The following is an 18,014-nucleotide window of genomic DNA, read 5'->3' as shown; positions in this document are numbered from 1 at the left end:
CTCATGCCACAATTCAAAGCCGCTGGATTCACTTTCCTGCTGCCTAGAATGCGGCAAGCCACGATAAAGATGTAGAGGACACCATGCCTGAGTATCGCTCCCGTACTACCACTGCTGGCCGTAATATGGCCGGTGCCCGTGCCCTTTGGCGTGCTACGGGTATGAAAGATGACGACTTCCATAAGCCCATTATTGCAGTGGCTAACTCGTTTACTCAGTTTGTACCGGGTCACGTTCACTTAAAGGATATGGGGCAGCTCGTTGCCCGTGAAATCGAAAAAGCAGGCGGTGTTGCTAAAGAGTTCAATACGATTGCGGTAGATGACGGCATCGCGATGGGCCATGACGGCATGCTTTACTCGCTGCCCAGCCGCGACATCATTGCGGATAGCGTCGAGTATATGTGCAATGCTCACTGTGCCGATGCATTGGTGTGCATTTCTAACTGCGACAAAATTACTCCCGGAATGCTGATGGCGGCTATGCGGCTCAATATTCCGGTGATTTTTGTTTCCGGTGGCCCCATGGAAGCGGGTAAAACGAAGCTGCTCGATCATGGCCTCGATCTTGTCGATGCCATGGTGATGGCCGCCGACGATAGCGTCGATGACGAAACCCTGGCCGAAGTTGAGCGCAGTGCGTGCCCCACCTGCGGCAGCTGTTCGGGTATGTTTACCGCTAACTCCATGAACTGCTTGATGGAAGCGCTGGGACTGGCGCTGCCAGGCAACGGCACCGTGCTGGCTACTCACGCCGATCGACGCCGCTTGTTCGAAAACGCGGGCCACCGAATTGTCGAACTGGCCAAGCGGTTCTATGAGGGTGAAGAAGCCCACCTGCTGCCTCGTGCGATTGGCAATAAGGCGGCGTTTAAAAATGCCATGACGCTCGACATTGCTATGGGCGGCTCCACCAATACCATTCTTCACCTGCTGGCGGCGGCCCAAGAAGCAGAAGTCGACTTCACCATGGCAGATATTGATCGCCTTTCCCGTGAAGTGCCGCAGCTGTGCAAAGTGGCCCCCAATACCCAGAAGTATCATATTGAGGATGTCCACCGCGCGGGGGGCATTATGGCTATTTTAGGCGAGCTTGATCGCGCGGGTGTCTTGGATACGTCGGTTCCCACCGTGTATGGCGATAGCCTGAAAGCGGCGTTGGAAGAGTGGGATATCATGCGCTCGCCAAGCGCAGAGGTGGTGGAGTTCTTTAAAGCAGGCCCTGGCGGCGTGCCGACTCAAACGGCGTTTTCGCAAAGCGCCCGCTGGCCAAGCTTGGACGGTGATCGTGCCACGGGCTGTATCCGTGATCTTGAACATGCGTTCTCCCGCGAGGGCGGCTTAGCCGTGCTTTATGGCAATATCGCGCTCGATGGCTGCGTGGTGAAAACCGCCGGTGTTGACGACTCCATCCTGGTATTTGAAGGCAAAGCCCACGTGGTTGAGTCGCAAGACCAGGCAGTGGCCAACGTATTAGATGGCAAAGTGAAAGAGGGCGATGTGGTCGTCATCCGCTACGAAGGCCCCAAAGGTGGCCCCGGCATGCAGGAGATGCTCTATCCGACCTCTTACCTAAAATCGAAAGGCTTGGGCAAAGCCTGTGCGCTACTCACTGATGGCCGCTTCTCTGGTGGCACATCAGGCCTCTCAATTGGGCACGTATCACCAGAAGCGGCGGCAGGCGGTGCGATTGGTTTGGTCGAGCAGGGCGACACTATTTTGATTGATATCCCCAATCGCTCGATCAACGTACAGCTCAGCGATGCCGAGCTTGCCAAACGCCGTGACGCCATGGAGGCTAAAGGCAAAGATGCCTGGAAGCCCGTTGAGCAGCGCCCGCGTAAAGTGACCCCGGCGCTTAAAGCTTACGCGCTACTCGCCACCTCTGCCGATAAAGGCGCGGTACGCGATCTCTCCAAGCTGGATTAAGCGTTACACCACAGCCCGCTGATGCGGGCTGTTTTTTGCCAACCTGAACCGTCACATCGACTAAGGACTGTAATGAAGGCGCTTATCAACGTTGGCCTAGTGGGCTACGGTTTTGCGAGTAGAACGTTTCATGCACCGCTTATTCGAGCCACGGAGGGGCTGGATCTTGTCGCCGTGTGCACCAGCGATGCCGCTAAAGTGCCGACCGACTTAGACATTGACATCGAGAAAAAAGCACTTTCCCTATGTCAGCGTAAAGATATAGATCTTATCGTTATTTCTACCCCTAACGATACACACTTCCCGCTTGCCAAGGCCGCGCTTATGGCGGGTAAACATGTTGTGATTGATAAGCCGTTTACCGTGACGCTTTCTGAGGCAAAGCAGCTCAAAGCATTGGCACTGGATAAAGAGCGGCTAGTCTCGGTATTTCACAACCGCCGCTGGGATAGCGATTTTTTAACCGTGAAAGAGCTGCTGAAGGCAGGCACGCTTGGGCGTGTTACGGGGCTTGAGTCGCGCTTCGACCGTTTTCGGCCAGAGCTACGCGGTGGCTGGCGTGAAAAAGTCATGCCAGGGAGCGGTATTTGGTATGACATAGGGCCACATTTGCTTGATCAGGCCTGCGAACTGTTGGGTATGCCTAGTGCGATATTTCTCGATTTGGGTATGCACCGCAAAGGGGCAAGCACTGACGACGAGTTTTTAGCGCTTTTAGAGTACAGCGGCTGTCGTGTCAGTCTCAGTGCAAGCATGCTAATGGCCGAGCCAACCCCGCGTTTTCGCATCCAGGGATGCCAGGGGAGTTATCTAAAATACGGTTTTGATCCGCAAGAGACGCGCTTAAAAGCGGGCGAGACGCCTGCACCGCATTGGGGTGAGGATACGCCCGGTACGTTGACTCTTCGCGAAGGGGAGGGCAGCACCGCCACACTACAGCAGCGAGAACATCCAACATTGCCAGGTAATTACCTCGCTTACTACGACGGTATGGCGAAAGCTCTGCGTGATAGCGCCCCACTACCGGTCGATATTGATGACGCGTTACGTAGCATGATGCTGCTTGAAGCGGGCCTGGATAGTCACCGGCAGCGGCGTTGGATAGCGCTCAAAGCTCATTTGTAGTGCGAGAGGCGCTGTTTGCTGGCCTGAGTTCTGTGTAAGAAATGCTGTGTAGAAGTGCTGTGTTATGAGAGTGCGTGCGAACTGTCGTGCCCTGGGCTGGGCAAAAGAGAGCTAAAGCACTCTCAGCCACTATTAAGCAGCACTAATTGAGCTGCTTATCGTTAATTAATCGTTTATTAGGCTATTTAGATGCACCAGAATTGCGCAATTTTTTTTAGACTTTAGTCGGATTTTGTTGTGTTTTTTGCCTATACCGAACTGGCATAGGGTATGCAGGATTACGCTTGCGCAGTTAAATACGTGAAAGCTCTGGCCAGCCAATAACGTATTTTACAAACTGCAAATGGTGTCTTTTTATGCCCTATGTCCACGATACACTGACGCGTTTAGCAAAAAGTAGCCCTGCACAGTCAGAGTTTTACCAAGCCACAGAAGAAGTGCTGGAGTGCCTTCGTCCGCTGTTCGAGCGTGCGCCTCATTACCATCAGCACAGCATCATTGAGCGCATTGTTGAGCCTGAGCGGCAAATTATGTTCCGGGTAAGCTGGGTTGATGACGCCGGGCGTGTACAGGTCAATAAAGGTTACCGTGTTCAGTTTAATTCCGCGCTAGGGCCATACAAGGGCGGCCTGCGTTTCCATCCTAGCGTTACCTCAGGAACCATTAAGTTTTTAGGGTTTGAGCAGATTTTTAAAAATGCGCTAACCGGTTTGCCGATTGGCGGCGGTAAAGGCGGCTCGGATTTTGACCCCAAGGGTAAATCTGACAACGAGATTATGCGTTTTTGTCAGTCGTTTATGACGGAGCTTTATCGCCATATTGGCCCGCACTCCGATGTGCCGGCCGGCGACATTGGCGTCGGTGCACGGGAGATCGGTTATCTGTTTGGTCAGTATAAGCGTTTGACCGGCCGCTACGAGGGCGTGTTGACCGGCAAAGGGCTCAACTGGGGTGGCTCGCTGGGCCGCAAAGAGGCAACTGGCTATGGTGCGGTTTACTTTGCTCAGAACATGCTCACCGCCCGGGGTGAAGCGCTGCGCGGTAAAACCTGCTTGGTGTCAGGTGCAGGCAATGTGGCTATCTATACGATTGAGAAACTGTGTGAGCTGGGGGCGAAGCCCGTTACGTGCAGCGATTCCACCGGCACGATCCACGATCCTAACGGTATCGATTTGGGCTTACTAAAGCAGTTAAAAGAAGTGCAGCGTGTCTCGCTCGAAAACTATCTTCACGACCACCCGGAAGCACACTTCATTTCGGTACGGGATTATCCGCAGGATGGTCATGCGGTATGGCGCATTGAGGGCGATGCAGCCTTCCCCTGTGCTACCCAAAACGAGCTGACTGAAGCCGATGCCAATGCCTTGCTGGCTAATGGCGTAAACTGCGTTAGCGAAGGCGCGAATATGCCTTCCACCAAAGAAGCCGTTGACCGTTTCTTAGAAGCTAAGATTGCCTATGGCCCAGGGAAAGCCGCCAATGCGGGCGGTGTGGCGACCAGCCAGTTGGAGATGGCGCAAAACAGCAGTATGGAGCAGTGGCCGCTAGAGAAAGTTGACGAAAAGCTGAAGCAGATCATGGCGGATATTCATCGCCAATGTGCTGAAACAGCCGAAGAGTTTGGCGAGCCCAGCAACCTGGTATTAGGTGCTAATATTGCAGGTTTCCGTAAGGTGGCAGACGCCATGATTGAGCAAGGTGTGACCTGATCGCTTTTACCCACTAATCTGTATATAGTGGCTATACATAGTCCTTCCCTTCTAGGGGAGGGCTTTTTTTGTGGTTAATTTTTTACTGCTTTCCAAGGAGAGTGAGAATGGGGCAGCGTCCTCCAATTATCATAAACCGTATTGATGCCGAACGCCTTCAGCGTCTGATCGACAACGCCGCTGAAAAAGATTTAATGGTGGCGGAACTACTCGAAGAAGAATTGCTGCGCGGTGAAGTACTCGACCCCCAGGATATCCCTGAGGACGTAGTGAGTATGAATAGCCAGATACGCTTTACCGATTTGACCCGTGAGCGTCAGATGATTCGAACGCTGGTTTATCCGCATTCGCTGGAGAGCGTGCCTGACGGGATTTCGGTGATGGCGCCGATTGGTGCAGCGTTAATCGGCCTAAAGATAGGCGACGTGATTGAGTGGCCGCTGCCCAACAATACGGAAGTGCGTCTGCGTGTTGATGCGATTTTCTGGCAGCCAGAGAGAGAAAAGCAGTTTCATCGATAATAATCCGCTGATAGTCTCTTGGCATTTCTTTTTAAGATTGGCCATCTATAGGGCGTGGGTTACCTTTTTGTAGCAGTTAGCTCGCGCCTGTATTGCGCTAATATCATTTCCTGATAAACAAATTTAAGTTTATTCAACGCGCATTTTCTCACTATTTTTGATACGTTTTGCTGTCAAGTGGTGATGAGTGACCTCATACGCAACGTTATGTTGATCCGCTAAGCTAGGAAACATCGATAGGGAAAGGTAATGGTAAAAGGAATGCTTGGTGCGTTTAGCCCATTTAGTTAACAAATTTGCGGTATTGCGCTCATTAAAAGGTCGGCTACTGCTGGGACTTTCTTGCGCGCTGCTGTTGCTGGTGGCTTTGGTATTGGGCATGGCATGGCAGGTGGGTAAGACGATGCTACATGAAGCGAATATGGCGCATTTGCGCTATGAGACTCAGCTTCTCGCCGATGAAATTACCCAACAGATTGAACAGCGTTTCCAAGCACTTGAGCGTTTAAATCAATCGCTCGATACAAATGAAGACCCAGACGCCTTGAGGGCTACGCTCAGCCAAAATGATGCGTTACTCGCATGGTTTGAGGGCGTTGTCATTTCGGATAGCCAAGGACGTATTATTGCAGACTGGCCCCGCGTAGAGGGCAGGCAAGGGCTGGAAACGTCGGCACTTGAGTATTTTAAAATGCTGCAGGGGACGCGCCAGCCCTATGTGAGTGAACCCTTTGTTGGGCGAGCGAGCAAAATGCCCTTAGTGCTTGTCGGCGTGCCTCGAAAAACCGCCGATGGGGAGTTTGATGGCTTTATTGGTGGGGTGGTGAGTTTAGATGCCGGTGGGTTATTTGGCCGTTTGGCGAAGGTGCGACTAGGTGAGAAGGGATTTGCTAGCGTGGCAACTTCCTCGGGAATAATTCTGCATCACCCCAATCGAGCGTTGATTAATTCACCGATTCCGAACTTGTCTGGCAATCCTTTACTTGAGCTAGCGCTTGATGGCTGGCAAGGGTATGGGGTGGAAAATCTAATTGATGGGCGGCTTAGCCTGCAATCCTATGCCCAGATTTGGCCGGCTAGTTGGGTGGTGGGGTTCTTTTTGCCCATTGAGCAAGCACATCAACCCCTGGTCGATTTCATCAAAAAGCTATTATGGATATGGGTTGCCCTGGCATTAGTGATGATGCCGTTTTTGTGGTGGCTACTGGCGCGTATTCTCACCCCTTTGAAACAATTAGAACGACAGATTGGTGAAGTAGGGCGTGGGCGACGTGACCATGTGCGGCTGGCAACGACGATGCAAGAGCTCCAGCAGGTAGCGACCACCTTTAATCGTGTAGAGGATGAACGTCAGCAGCTTGTTGGTAATCTACAGGAGCGAGAGGCGTTTTTAGATTCAGTTCTGAGTGCCTCACCTCAAGGCATGTTCGTTGCTAACTTTGGCGGCAAGATTACCTATATGAATCCGGCGCTGCTGGAAATTTTGGGCATCTCTCCTAATACCCCAATGCAAGTATGGATGCAGCAAGTCCATCCTGATGACCTCGATGGTGCTGGAGATATGTGGCGCCATAGCCTGAAATCAGGCAGCGATTTTGTCCGACAACTGCGGTTTATTCGTAACGATAACGAAACGCTTTGGTTAGATATCCATGCCCGCGTGGTTATGCTGTCCCAAGGAGGCCATTCGCTGGGCTTAGTCGGCGTGGTTAAAGATATTACCGAGCGCCGTGAGCAAGAGGCGTTGCAGCGCTGGGAGGCAGAGCATGACCCGTTAACGGGCCTGCTCAATCGCCGCGGTTTCGACCGGCGCCTTGAAGAGGCCTTTGCGGATTTTCAGAAAACCAGCACGCCATCGGCACTGCTCATGTTTGATCTTGACCACTTCAAGCCCATCAATGATGAAGGAGGGCATGCGCTAGGTGATGAAATGCTGCGCCGGATTGCCCAGGTGGTGGCGTGGGAAGTACGCCGTAGCGACCATGTAGCACGGCAGGGGGGAGATGAGTTTGCTGTTTTACTGCCGAGTTGTACGATTGGGCAAGCAGAGCGGATCGCTGAAGCGCTGCGTCAATCCGTGAGTGAAATCACCGTGAATCAGGATGGACGAGAGTACACGGTAACCCTGAGTATTGGTGTCACGCGTTTTGATGAAAGCGACGAGAGCGTTGACGATGCGCTGGCTCGTGCAGATGCCGCGAGCTATGAGGCCAAAGGGCTTGGCCGCGATAGCGTGGTTTTGCGAGTGCCAACGGAGCAAGACTTAGGCGCGCTGTTTGACAAACATTAGAGTGTCGATAAGCCGTTGCTATCGATAGAATATAAGTGACTGCTTATTAGACTGAGAGTGCCCTTGTGGAGCTACTTGCGCTATTTTCCCACACGCTGGACGTCACGCTGCCGGTGTTTGCGATGGTCTTTGTGGGTATTGGTTTAAAGCGTTTGCGATGGATCGATAGTGCCTTTGTGTCGACCGCGTCGACGTTAGTCTTTAAAGCGACACTCCCTACCCTTATCTTCTTAAGCCTAGTTAAAGCCGATTTGAGCGTCGCGCTCGATATGTCGCTACTGCTCTTTTTTGCAGTTGCTACGCTGGCGCAGTTTGCATTTAGCTGGGGGTGGGCGCATTACCGAGTCCCTAGAGCGGAAAGGGGGATTTATGTGCAGGGCGCTTTTCGCGGCAACTGCGGTGTGGTGGGTTTAGCACTAGCGGCAGGCATGTACGGTAACTATGGGCTTTCAGCGGGCAGCTTACTGCTTGGTGTTGTCATAATTATGTACAACGCACTATCTGTGATCGCCTTGGCGGCGTACCAGCCCGGACAAGCAACCGATTGGCGCAGTATGCTCAAACATATGGTGACTAATCCACTCATTATTTCCGTATTTGCAGCGCTGCCATTTACGGCGTTCTCAATTCCATTACCCAGCTGGGTAATCACTTCTGGCGATTACTTTGCCTCATTAACGTTACCCCTTGCATTGATCTGTATTGGTGCAACGCTCTCTGTGGCCGGCATTCGTGTGGGAAGCCAAGTGGCGCTCAGTGCAAGCAGCATGAAGATGATCGTACTGCCTGTTGCCTCTACGTGGGCGGCATGGATGGCGGGGTTCTCTGGGGAGCAGTTAGGTTTGCTGTTCCTGTTTTTCGCCAGCCCCACGGCCGCTGCCAGCTTTGTGATGGTCAAGGCGATCAACGGCAATGTGGTGTTAGCAGCGAATATAATCGCCATCACCACACTGATGGCGAGCATGACGGTAACGTTAGGTATATTTGTGCTGCGCCTTTTAGGCTGGATTTAGCCGCTAAGGTTGGCCGAGGTAACGCAACACGCTATACTACGCGCGCCTTAAGTCCCTGTAGCTCAGTAGGATAGAGCAGCCGCCTCCTAAGCGGCAGGTCGCAGGTTCGACTCCTGCCAGGGACGCCATTATAATCAATGGTTTAGTGTCTTTAATTTTTCCGAGATGTAGCTGATTTTTCGTTTCGCCCCACAGGCGCCCCCACAAAAAATGTTCGCTAGGATCCTGCTAGCAATCTACGTTTGATTCTTTAGCTTCTACTTCTAGATGGTGAGATCTATGAAAGAAGGGGGCTTACGGCAGCGGCGTTATTTTTGCAATCACTAAGATGCTTAAAGCAGATAAAATATCTGTAAAATGGAAAATTTTCATTTGCGGTGCAATTTTGTGGGTCTTATTGCCCGCTTCCCGACTTGACTTTATGTAATCTGCTCATGAGTTCACAACCATGAGTGTTTTTCTAATGAGCATAGTTGAAAAAGAAGACCGATATCTTACTGACCTATGTATTTGTAAACGTTATAAAATTTCACGTTCAACTGTGTGGCGCTGGATCAAAGATGGGGTCATACCACCTCCGATCAGAATTGGACCTCGAGCTGTACGGTGGCGGTTATCTGTGCTTGTCGCGTGGGAGAGAACGCTACTAAGTGGTTCTCCTGCTTTTAATCTAGCCAAAAGAAAGCATTGAATAGCTTTTAAGGCTGTTTTTACATTGCCCCTTGCAGCTTCTGTAAGGGGCTTTTTTCCTCGAGCACTTTATCCTCTGGCTAAACCATCGGGTTTATGTAGTCTACCTTTCATCCTATTCACCAGAATTTAACCTGATTGAGATTCTCTGGCGCAAGGTAAGGCATCAGTGGTTGCCACTAACGGCTTATGAGAGCTTTCATTCTTTAAGGCATCATGTGCATGAGGTGCTGTTAGGCTATGGCAGCAAATATCGTATTTTTGTATAGGTGCCTAGCACAAATGCGTCGGGCAAAGTGGGATATCAAGGCAGTGAAGTTTGACGCTAGTGAGTTTGTTCTCAAGGGTGCATCAGTTAGCGTCATCTAGATGTGGAATAGGTGGCCAAATAATAGTGGTTTCTTGCGACATTAAATGTCGCAATTTGTGGTTAGGATGGTTATTGAAACGATTCTTGGCACTATTTGTAGATACAAGGATGTCGCATGAAACCTGCTATAAACCCAAACAAAATCGTTGTGTTTACCGGTGCCGGTATTAGTGTCAGTAGTGGGCTAGAGGCGTTTCGTAACAGTGGTTTAAAGACGGTTGGGCAGCATGAGCAGTTAGCTTCACCCCACGCCTGGAATAGGCGCCGGAAAGAAGTGATAGAGTATTATAACTGGCGCCGAGAGTGTGCTGGAAAGGCACAACCGACACCGGCTCATTTTGCTATTGCACGGCTTGAGCAAAAGTACGAAGTTGTCGTGATCACCCAAAACGTTGATGACTTACATGAGCGCGCCGGGTCTTGTGATGTCATTCATTTGCACGGAGAGCTCAGAAAAGTGAGATGTTGCGGTCAGCATGCGTTGGTATCGGATATCGGCATCAGCCCACAGCATTTAGGTGACACATGTCCTGATGGGCATGAATTACGGCCACATGTGGTCTGGTTTGGGGAGCAGGTTATGCAGTACTCAGAGGCTGGTCGACATTTTAAGACGGCAGCCAAGGTGCTGGTAATCGGAACTTCGCTGCAGGTTGACCCAGCAGCGAAGCTGCCCAAAAAGGGTAGGTATAGGGCGGAAAAGCTGATCGTAAACCCTCACTTCGATGTGGCGGATAGACCCTACAGCTATCGCATTATTCATAAAGAAGCGGATTGTATTGTGCCGGACATTGTAGCGGCCTGGCTTGAAGGGCAGCGCTGGTAATATGGGCTGTGTCGCGCCTGAGGGCGTGGTCATGTGATTGCCACAACAAGGATTATTGTGCAGCCGAAAGCCTGTTGCACTTGGTCATTGAGATCGCCCTGCTGATACTACAAAACGCATGACTCATGCACCGCGAACCCCGGTCGCTCTCCATGCTCTGGCAATAGAGCGCGTGAGAGTGATAATAATCCGCGATTCTATTCTTTGAATGAATCATCAGAGGGTTCTTGGCTCTCCATAGCGGGGCGATTTGGTACGTCTTGCAAGCACTACCGTCGCTGGCTCGACAAACATCATCCATCACAACCCACAGCATAAGCAGAGAGCACGTAATGGCAAAAGCGAGGAAGTGGTATGTCGTTTGGGTAGGGCGGACGCCGGGGATCTATACGACCTGGGCCGAGTGTGAGCGCGAGGTAAAAGGGTTTCCCTCGGCGCGTTATAAGTCCTTCCCAAGCCAGGAAATAGCCTTACAGGCGTTTGCCAAAACGGCCAAGGCGCCGGGCCCAAAGGCAAGCGCCAGCCTCCCTGCTAAAAAGCCTGCCGCGAAAAAGCTAAAGGCTCCCGCTCAGACGACCCAGAGCGCCGTCGATGTCGAAATTTTCTGCGATGGAGCGTGCGACCCTAACCCTGGTCCCTCCGGTTCCGGCGTGGTGGTTTACCGCCTGGGCATGCTGAGCGATCTGTACTACGGTCACTTTGCCCCGATGGGGACCAACAACACCGCCGAGCTGCTGGCGCTGCAGGAGTCGCTATCCCTTGCCAAAACGGCCCTTTCCGAAGGCCAGAGCGTGCGCATCCGCGCCGACTCGCAGTATGCGATCAAGTGCATCAGTCAGTGGGCGAGCGGGTGGAAAAAGCGTGGATGGCGGCGGCCAAACAATGAGCCGGTCAAGAACCAGGTCATTGTAGAACCCGCCTATAACCTCTACTGCGATATTGGTCACGCCATCGAATTGGTGCACGTCAAAGCGCATGCGGGGATCGAGGGTAACGAGTTGGCCGACCGCATGGCGATGAAAGCCTCTCTCGAACGGCAGGGCGCGTTTGTGAAATACCAAGGCACACTGAACGCTGAAGAGATCCTTCGCTTACAGCGGGGGTAAGAAGAGACAGATGGAAGTTTGCTCACGGTGTGACGGTGGGGCTATCCACGCGTCAAGCTGCCCGATGTGTTGAGCATCCGGTTGTGTCGATTTTCAGAATAGCCCCGTTAGGGGCTGATACAAAGAGAGTATACAAATGAATCATCTACAAGCTGATAACGCTGGCTTTGACGAAAGCGCCAGCGAAGAAACCCACACGGCTAGCGTATTGCACAAGGATAGTGTCGCTCCGCTTCAATCACCCGCTGATCAAGTCGAGTATCCCGCTGCTTCTTTGGAGGAAATCGCCCCGCGGGTAGACGATATCCTAGAGGCCGCGAAATTACTGGCTTCAGCCGCAAAGAAGCTGGAGAAAAACCGCCAAGAAGAAGCAGAGGCCGAACAGAGTGCAAGGGCGCTTCAAAAAGAAGCGAATGGTGCTTTTGAAGCTCGCCTCGCAAAGCGGGAAACACCGGATGCACGCTCTTTTGAAGACGTTCAGAAAGACTTACTGAAATCGCTCAAGAGACTCGATAAGGCCGTGGAGAGCGCCCGCGAGGAAACAGAAAAATCACAGGATGCTTACAAGGAACTACTCAGCATCATCACTCCTTCCAACTGAGTATCAAACGATATCGGAGTGAACTATGCAAAATAGCGTATCAAATAAGGGTGTTATCAGTTTACCCCAGGCATTGGCTAACTATAAAAAGATCTTGTCGGCGGCCCAAAGGTTGTCGTCGTCAGTCAACAAAGCTGAGAGCAAGCGCGCTGAGGAAGCGCGAGCCAGGGAGCGGGCGAGTCGCCTTCGCGATGAGTCGAAAGCAGCTTACAAGGCCTTAGCGGACGGTGATTTTTCGGGTCAATTGCGTATTGAAAAGACCATCCAGAGAGACCTTCATAAGGCAAACAATGATGTCGATCGTGCAATTGACGGTGCCAATAAAGAGGCAGAAAAATCTGAACAAGCCTACGCGGATTTATTGTCGGTTCTCAGGGGAGGGTGATTATTTAACCCGTTGGCATGCAACTGCTGCGCCAGGCGTGGCCGCGATAGTCGGAAGATAACGGCCTCACTAATCGTTTACCACACAGCGCGTAAAGCATCGCCCACATGTGGGCGGCGATATAAGCGCGCATCGCAACGCGGTGCTAAATTGTTGTCGCCGCAACCACTGATATTTTTCTAGTTTTAAAAACGTGCCTACACAGAACGGCTCTACCCCAACCCAACACCTGGATACGTTGGCTGACACCTTGCTTTAGGGAGACAATCTGCTTGCAGAGCATGACATTCGTCTGGCGTTTGATGAAGCGCTGATTCGTTTGCATGCGAAAATTTGTATAGAACTTAGGGAGACGGTCAGAGGGACCAGTGCTGAGCTGGGTCAGCAACTGGATAGTCAGCATTCAGCGCGTGGCAACGTTCAAGAGCAGTGCCGAGTATTTATGCGGCTTTATAAGCGTAGATCACCCAATCGTGAGCCCCTTGTGCTTGTAATAAGTATTTTTAAATCACACCAACAACAGATACCAACATAGCTAAGGGTTTACAGTATTTGATGGTCAAGGTAATCTAAAAACGTTAAAGCAAAATCTTTAACCAGGTTTGGCGACCTGAAATTATCCAAGGCGCACAAGCGCCACTGACCATAGTAGGCGTTTTTTTGTGTCTGCTATGACTATGGTGGTCGTGCGTGGGAGACCTTCGGGTCTGCCGGTTTTTCCTTGGATACCGGTTCGCCAACCTGCGTACGGCCGCCTCCCTCCTGTTTGGCGACAGTGGAGACGGCTCTGATAAATCCAAGGAGCTGTTTGATGCGTTTAAAAACCTTCCCTAATTTTAGCCTTGCTGGCCGCGCCGCTGCCCACCGTGCGATGGCACGTGCCGCTCTCTTTTCCGATAGCAGCCTTCGTACTCGCTATCAGCGTTATCAGCATCATATGCAAAAAGCCCGTGATTTGGATGCCAAGGCTGCTTTCTCAGTACAGCTTGTTGCTGTGCGGGAGGAGCGCTCATGAGTCGTCGTCAAATTCATCCTATAGCCGCTGAGCCGTTAAACACTTTGTTAGCGCAGAAAGCCATGGCAGATACGTCATTTACTATCTGTGAACTGCGTGATGAGCTGTTAGAGCAGCCCGATTTAGCGGGGTTTGACCAAAGAACGCTACGTATCTTCGTGCGCGATCAAATCAATAAGCGTGTAGAGCGAGGTGACGTTGAGCGGGTTGGCTTGCATCCGTGCTTTAAGCAACGGTATCTATTTCAGGTGGTAAAGGCATTTAATTCTGGAAATAACCACTCTGGCCTAGAAAGTGCCAAGGATTCCACCGACGTTGAGCCGTTAACGACTCAGCTTCGCCGTGATAGTGAACAGCTGCGTGCGCAGATGGAGGCCCGCCATCTTCAGCTTCAAGCGTTACAGGAAATCGCTGATAAATACCCTGATGCGCGGGATAAAATTTCATCAGTTTTCGAAGAGGAAAAGGCGCAGGCACGCGCGCTGGGCGAAAAGCTGAAGGCCTATGCCAAAGTGCAGCAAATGCTGGCCGAGGTGGGGGATGAGGCATGATCGCGCGCGACAAGCCGGCTCACTCAGCGCAACGTCCCCCCCTTCGTGATTGGCAGCAGCGCTGCCTTACCAAAGCGCTTGCTCAGCTATCTCCCAAACAACCACACTTTCTCTGCCAGGCGACACCTGGGGCGGGGAAGATGCTCATGGCGGCGGTGTTAGCGGATCAACTGCTGCAGCGTGATGAGATCGATTATGTACTGTACCTAGGCCCCAGTACGGAAGTGGTAAACCGAGCAGAAGAGACCCTGGCCGAGGTTACCGGATATGCTATGAGCGGTGGCTTGGGCGCGCGGGGAGGCTGTTATACGTATCAGTCGTTACGTCAGTGTTTGCGTATATTGCAGCAGCTGGGGGCACAGTTTCGTGTGTTGTTGATCTGGGATGAGAGTCATCATGCCGGGCGACTGCCCGCTACCCAGCAAGGGTCAAATGAGTGGGGGCGCGCGTTGCTACTGTTAGAGCGCTATATGCGGTACACGCTCGCATTATCGGGTACGCCATGGCGTACCGATGGCCACTGTCTACCGCTGCTGCATTATCTCGATGTACCTTGTGATGACGAAGAGATTGACGAAACATCACTCAAACAGCGCTTGGTACCGGATTTTGTCTACACGCTGCAAGAAGCTGTACAAGACGGTGTGTGCCGGCTGCCTTATATTCATCTGATTGATAACCGCCATATTCAGCTCACGCTGACGCACACAAAACATAAAAAACCGCCTCAGCAGAGGCGGTTTTCTAGCATTCCACGCCTGCTACGCCACCCTGGTGTGGGCTATGCAGATCTATTGCGTCACGACGCACCGATGAACTACGTGCTCACACAGGGCGTGGCTAAGTTGACAGCGCTACGGCGAGTTCAGCCCGGAACAGGGGGATTGGTGGTCGCCGCTGACATCGAGCACGCAGAAGAAATCACTGAATGGTTGATGGATCAAGGCGAAGACGTCTGCCTGGTGACCAGTAAAACGCCCAATGCGCACGCTAAGCTGCAAGCGTTTCGTGATTCGACGCAGGCATGGATTGTGTCCGTAGGAATGATCAGCGAAGGCGTCGATATCCCGCGTTTACGTGTGTGTTGTTACCTGAGTCGTATTCGTACCGAGCAACATTTTCGCCAAGTATTGGGGAGGGTCATACGTCGCCTTGGCCTGCATGACCCAGACTGTTTCCTGTTTGTGCTCAATGAGTCGCTCTTACGTCGCTATGCGCATCGTATTGCTAACGACCTTCCCGATGAAAAGGCGATTGTCACCTTGGTGTCACCTACTTCGGCGCCTGCTGCACCCGGGTATGGCAATACCACACCAGGAGCACCGCTGGATAACGTCACACGCTCTGATGGAGAGACGGCGGAAGTGGACAATGAGTCGGTATCGGTGGCGTTTGGGGCATCGACCACTGCGGCTGCAGCGAAGGCACAGTGGGAGCACGATATGGCGTTTTCACAGCGATTTATAGAGCACTTGGCGACATTAAAAATATGACGATGGCATCGCCACACCAACGTATTTGGTATGGTGATGCCATGTTGAAAATGTGATGTTTTACCAAAAGATAGCGATTTGCCTGCAATGCTAATCTTATGACACCCAATACATGCAGCACTGATTTATCAAATAGGGCGGAGTACTCTACCCAAGCGACTGCCTTGGGTGGAGATGGAAGGTGCGGCGTCCGTCAGGACGTCTTGTTTGCTTACAGGTAGATAGCTAATGTGTAAGGCATTACAGCCGGAGGTGCCTATAAATACTGTTTCTATCCGACATCTCAACATCCTGCGCTACATCGACACTGTCGAAGAAGAGTTCAACCTGAAGAGAGTGATGCGGAAATCGCGAAGCTGAATCAGTCAATGGACGACTATCTAAAGGAGCTAAGTTATGGTGCCTGATACCGGCAAGCCGCCACAGACTCGAGACCTCAGCCCCCAGCTGGTGGCGGATATCCGGGAGCTGATTACCGCCGCCAGGCGGCAAGTGGTGCGCGCGGTCAATAGCTCGATGGTGAAGACCTACTGGCAGATTGGCCGGCTGATTGTCGAAAACGAGCAACAGGGCAGCACTCGCGCGGCATATGGCAAGCAGCAACTACAACGCCTTTCGCGGGAGCTAACAGAGGAATTCGGAAAGGGTTTTGATGTCACTAATCTGCGAAATATGCGCCGGTTCTACGAAGCCTTTCCAAATCGAGAGACAGTGTCTCCCGAATTGAGCTGGTCGCATTACAACCATCTGGCGCGCATCGAGAACCCCAGTGCTCGAACATGGTACCAGCAGGAAGCCATTCAGCATGGGTGGAGCGTTCGCGTATTGGAACGCCAGATTGGAAACTTCTATTATGAGCGCCTGCTCAGCAGTCAGGATCGAACAGCGGTGCAGCAGGAGGCCGAGAACCAGACGCGCCCGTTGGCTGAACACAGCGCTCGGCATTACCTACGTGATCCCTATATTTTAGATTTTATCGGCCTACCTGCCGAGCGCTACCTGGAAGCTGACCTTGAACGCGGCCTGATCGACAATCTGCAGGCATTCCTGCTGGAATTGGGCAAGGGCTTTGCCTTTGTCGCTCGGCAACAGCGCATCAGCACTGACGATCAGGATTTCTATATCGACCTAGTGTTCTACAACTTCAAGCTTAAGTGTTTCCTGCTGGTGGACCTCAAGCTGGGCAAGCTCACTCATCAAGATGTCGGCCAGATGGACAGCTACATCCGCATCTACGACCAACATCGCAAGGGCGATGACGACAACCTCACTATTGGCCTAATCCTGTGCAGCCAGAAGAGCGAGGCTGTAGTGAAATACTCGGTGCTCACCGACAGCGAACAGATGTTTGCCGCCAAGTATCTCCCTTATCTGCCCTCCGAAGAAGAGTTGCGTCGAGAACTGAAACGCGAGCGTAGCTTGGTACAGCAGCAAATTGAGCAGGCCGAAATGCCGAGAGAGAATAATGACGGGCCGAGTTAGTAGATGACATGCGATTTACCTGCTCACACAGGGCGTGGCCAAGTTGACAGCGCTACGGCGAGTTCAGCCCGGGACAGAGGGATTGGTAGTCGCCGCTGACATCGAGCACGCTGAAGAAATCACTGAATGGTTGATGGATCAAGGCGAAGACGTCTGCCTGGTGACCAGTAAAACGCCCCATGCGCACGCTAAGCTGCAGGCGTTTCGTGATTCGACGCAGGCATGGATTATGTCCGTAGGAATGATCAGCGAAGGCGTCGATATCCCGCGTTTACGTGTGTGTTGTTACCTGAGTCGTATTCGTACCGGGCAACATTTTTGCCAAGTATTGGGGAGGGTCATTCGTCGCCTTGACCTGCATGACCCGGACTGTTTTCTGTTTGTGCTCAATGAGTCGCTATTACGCCGCTATGCGCATCGTATTGCTGACGACCTTCCCGATGAAAAGGCGATTGTCACCTTGGTGTCACCGACTTCAGCGCCTGCTGCAACCGGGTATGGCAATACCGCACTGGGAGCACCGCTGGATAACGTCACACGCTCTGATGGAGAGACGGCGGAAGTGGAAAATGAGGCGGTATCGGTGGCGTTTGGGGCATCGACCACTACAACGACCGCTGCGGCTGCAGCAAAGGCACAGTGGGAGCACAATATGGCGTTTTTACAGCGATCTATAGAGCATCTGGCCACGTTGAAGCTCTGAACATGGCATAGCCACACGGAAACATTGAGTGTGGTTATGCCATTAATTAGCTTTCAATGGGGTATGTATATCAGTATTCCCAATAGCTTCCGGCTGCACTGTCGACAATTAAGAAAAGACAACGGTGCCAGCAGCAAGCAAAATTTCAAATGTAATGCCCATTGCTAGGACACCTTATGCATTGCTGATCCGCAGGCTATAAGATT

Annotated in this window: 17 protein-coding genes and 1 tRNA gene; all 18 read left to right on the top strand. The window is 52.0% G+C overall.

What is annotated here, in order from left to right; all coding sequences use genetic code 11:
- The first annotated feature begins 83 nt into the window (after window positions 1-83).
- The 18 genes from ilvD to LG301_RS10450 all read left to right on the top strand — a co-directional run bounded on the left by ilvD (window position 84) and on the right by LG301_RS10450 (window position 17,808).
- Window positions 84-1,928 carry a dihydroxy-acid dehydratase gene (ilvD, locus tag LG301_RS10535; protein WP_404471117.1) on the top strand — a complete coding sequence of 615 codons (1,845 nt, stop codon included), beginning with the start codon at window positions 84-86 and terminating at the stop codon, window positions 1,926-1,928.
- Between the two features lie 72 nt (window positions 1,929-2,000).
- Window positions 2,001-3,053 carry an oxidoreductase gene (locus tag LG301_RS10530; RefSeq protein ID WP_404471116.1) on the top strand — a complete coding sequence of 351 codons (1,053 nt, stop codon included), beginning with the start codon at window positions 2,001-2,003 and terminating at the stop codon, window positions 3,051-3,053.
- A gap of 356 nt (window positions 3,054-3,409) precedes the next feature.
- Complete coding sequence (gene gdhA / locus LG301_RS10525; protein ID WP_404471115.1) at window positions 3,410-4,762, top strand: NADP-specific glutamate dehydrogenase; 1,353 nt, start codon at window positions 3,410-3,412, stop codon at window positions 4,760-4,762.
- A 107-nt stretch (window positions 4,763-4,869) separates the two neighbouring features.
- Window positions 4,870-5,283, top strand: a complete 414-nt coding sequence (gene rnk / locus LG301_RS10520) for a nucleoside diphosphate kinase regulator (RefSeq protein WP_263068132.1) — start codon at window positions 4,870-4,872, stop codon at window positions 5,281-5,283.
- A 268-nt stretch (window positions 5,284-5,551) separates the two neighbouring features.
- Window positions 5,552-7,573, top strand: coding sequence for a diguanylate cyclase domain-containing protein (locus LG301_RS10515; RefSeq protein WP_404471114.1), 2,022 nt, complete (start codon window positions 5,552-5,554; stop codon window positions 7,571-7,573).
- 65 nt (window positions 7,574-7,638) lie between these two features.
- Entirely contained in the window at window positions 7,639-8,586 is a 948-nt protein-coding gene (locus LG301_RS10510; protein WP_404471113.1) for an AEC family transporter, read from the top strand.
- A gap of 51 nt (window positions 8,587-8,637) precedes the next feature.
- Window positions 8,638-8,714 (top strand) — tRNA-Arg (locus LG301_RS10505).
- Window positions 8,715-9,034: 320 nt separating this feature from the next.
- Window positions 9,035-9,277, top strand: coding sequence for a helix-turn-helix transcriptional regulator (locus tag LG301_RS10500; RefSeq protein ID WP_404471112.1), 243 nt, complete (start codon window positions 9,035-9,037; stop codon window positions 9,275-9,277).
- Window positions 9,278-9,347: 70 nt separating this feature from the next.
- Entirely contained in the window at window positions 9,348-9,545 is a 198-nt protein-coding gene (locus LG301_RS10495) for a transposase (RefSeq protein ID WP_193085268.1), read from the top strand.
- Between the two features lie 216 nt (window positions 9,546-9,761).
- Complete coding sequence (locus LG301_RS10490) at window positions 9,762-10,472, top strand: SIR2 family NAD-dependent protein deacylase (RefSeq protein ID WP_404471111.1); 711 nt, start codon at window positions 9,762-9,764, stop codon at window positions 10,470-10,472.
- Window positions 10,473-10,804: 332 nt separating this feature from the next.
- Window positions 10,805-11,578 (top strand): ribonuclease H family protein, encoded by a 774-nt coding sequence (locus tag LG301_RS10485; protein ID WP_404471109.1) that lies wholly within the window; start codon window positions 10,805-10,807, stop codon window positions 11,576-11,578.
- A gap of 136 nt (window positions 11,579-11,714) precedes the next feature.
- Complete coding sequence (locus LG301_RS10480) at window positions 11,715-12,179, top strand: hypothetical protein (RefSeq protein ID WP_404471108.1); 465 nt, start codon at window positions 11,715-11,717, stop codon at window positions 12,177-12,179.
- Window positions 12,180-12,204: 25 nt separating this feature from the next.
- A complete protein-coding gene (locus tag LG301_RS10475; RefSeq protein WP_404471107.1) occupies window positions 12,205-12,564 on the top strand; it encodes a hypothetical protein in 360 nt (119 codons plus the stop codon).
- 811 nt (window positions 12,565-13,375) lie between these two features.
- A complete protein-coding gene (locus LG301_RS10470; protein WP_404471105.1) occupies window positions 13,376-13,579 on the top strand; it encodes a hypothetical protein in 204 nt (67 codons plus the stop codon).
- A complete protein-coding gene (locus LG301_RS10465) occupies window positions 13,576-14,130 on the top strand; it encodes a hypothetical protein (RefSeq protein ID WP_404471103.1) in 555 nt (184 codons plus the stop codon). Before LG301_RS10470 ends, LG301_RS10465 begins: the two co-directional genes overlap by 4 nt.
- Window positions 14,127-15,623: a DEAD/DEAH box helicase gene (locus LG301_RS10460; RefSeq protein ID WP_404471101.1), complete on the top strand. Its 1,497-nt coding sequence runs from the start codon at window positions 14,127-14,129 to the stop codon at window positions 15,621-15,623. Before LG301_RS10465 ends, LG301_RS10460 begins: the two co-directional genes overlap by 4 nt.
- Window positions 15,624-16,019: 396 nt before the next feature.
- Window positions 16,020-17,105 carry a YhcG family protein gene (locus LG301_RS10455; protein ID WP_404471100.1) on the top strand — a complete coding sequence of 362 codons (1,086 nt, stop codon included), beginning with the start codon at window positions 16,020-16,022 and terminating at the stop codon, window positions 17,103-17,105.
- 43 nt (window positions 17,106-17,148) lie between these two features.
- Complete coding sequence (locus tag LG301_RS10450) at window positions 17,149-17,808, top strand: DEAD/DEAH box helicase (protein ID WP_404471099.1); 660 nt, start codon at window positions 17,149-17,151, stop codon at window positions 17,806-17,808.
- Window positions 17,809-18,014 lie beyond the last annotated feature (206 nt).

It is taken from the genome of Vreelandella venusta (assembly GCF_044809155.1).
GTDB classification, from domain to species: Bacteria; Pseudomonadota; Gammaproteobacteria; order Pseudomonadales; family Halomonadaceae; genus Vreelandella; species Vreelandella venusta_B.
This window is presented reverse-complemented; position numbering and strand designations above follow the sequence as displayed.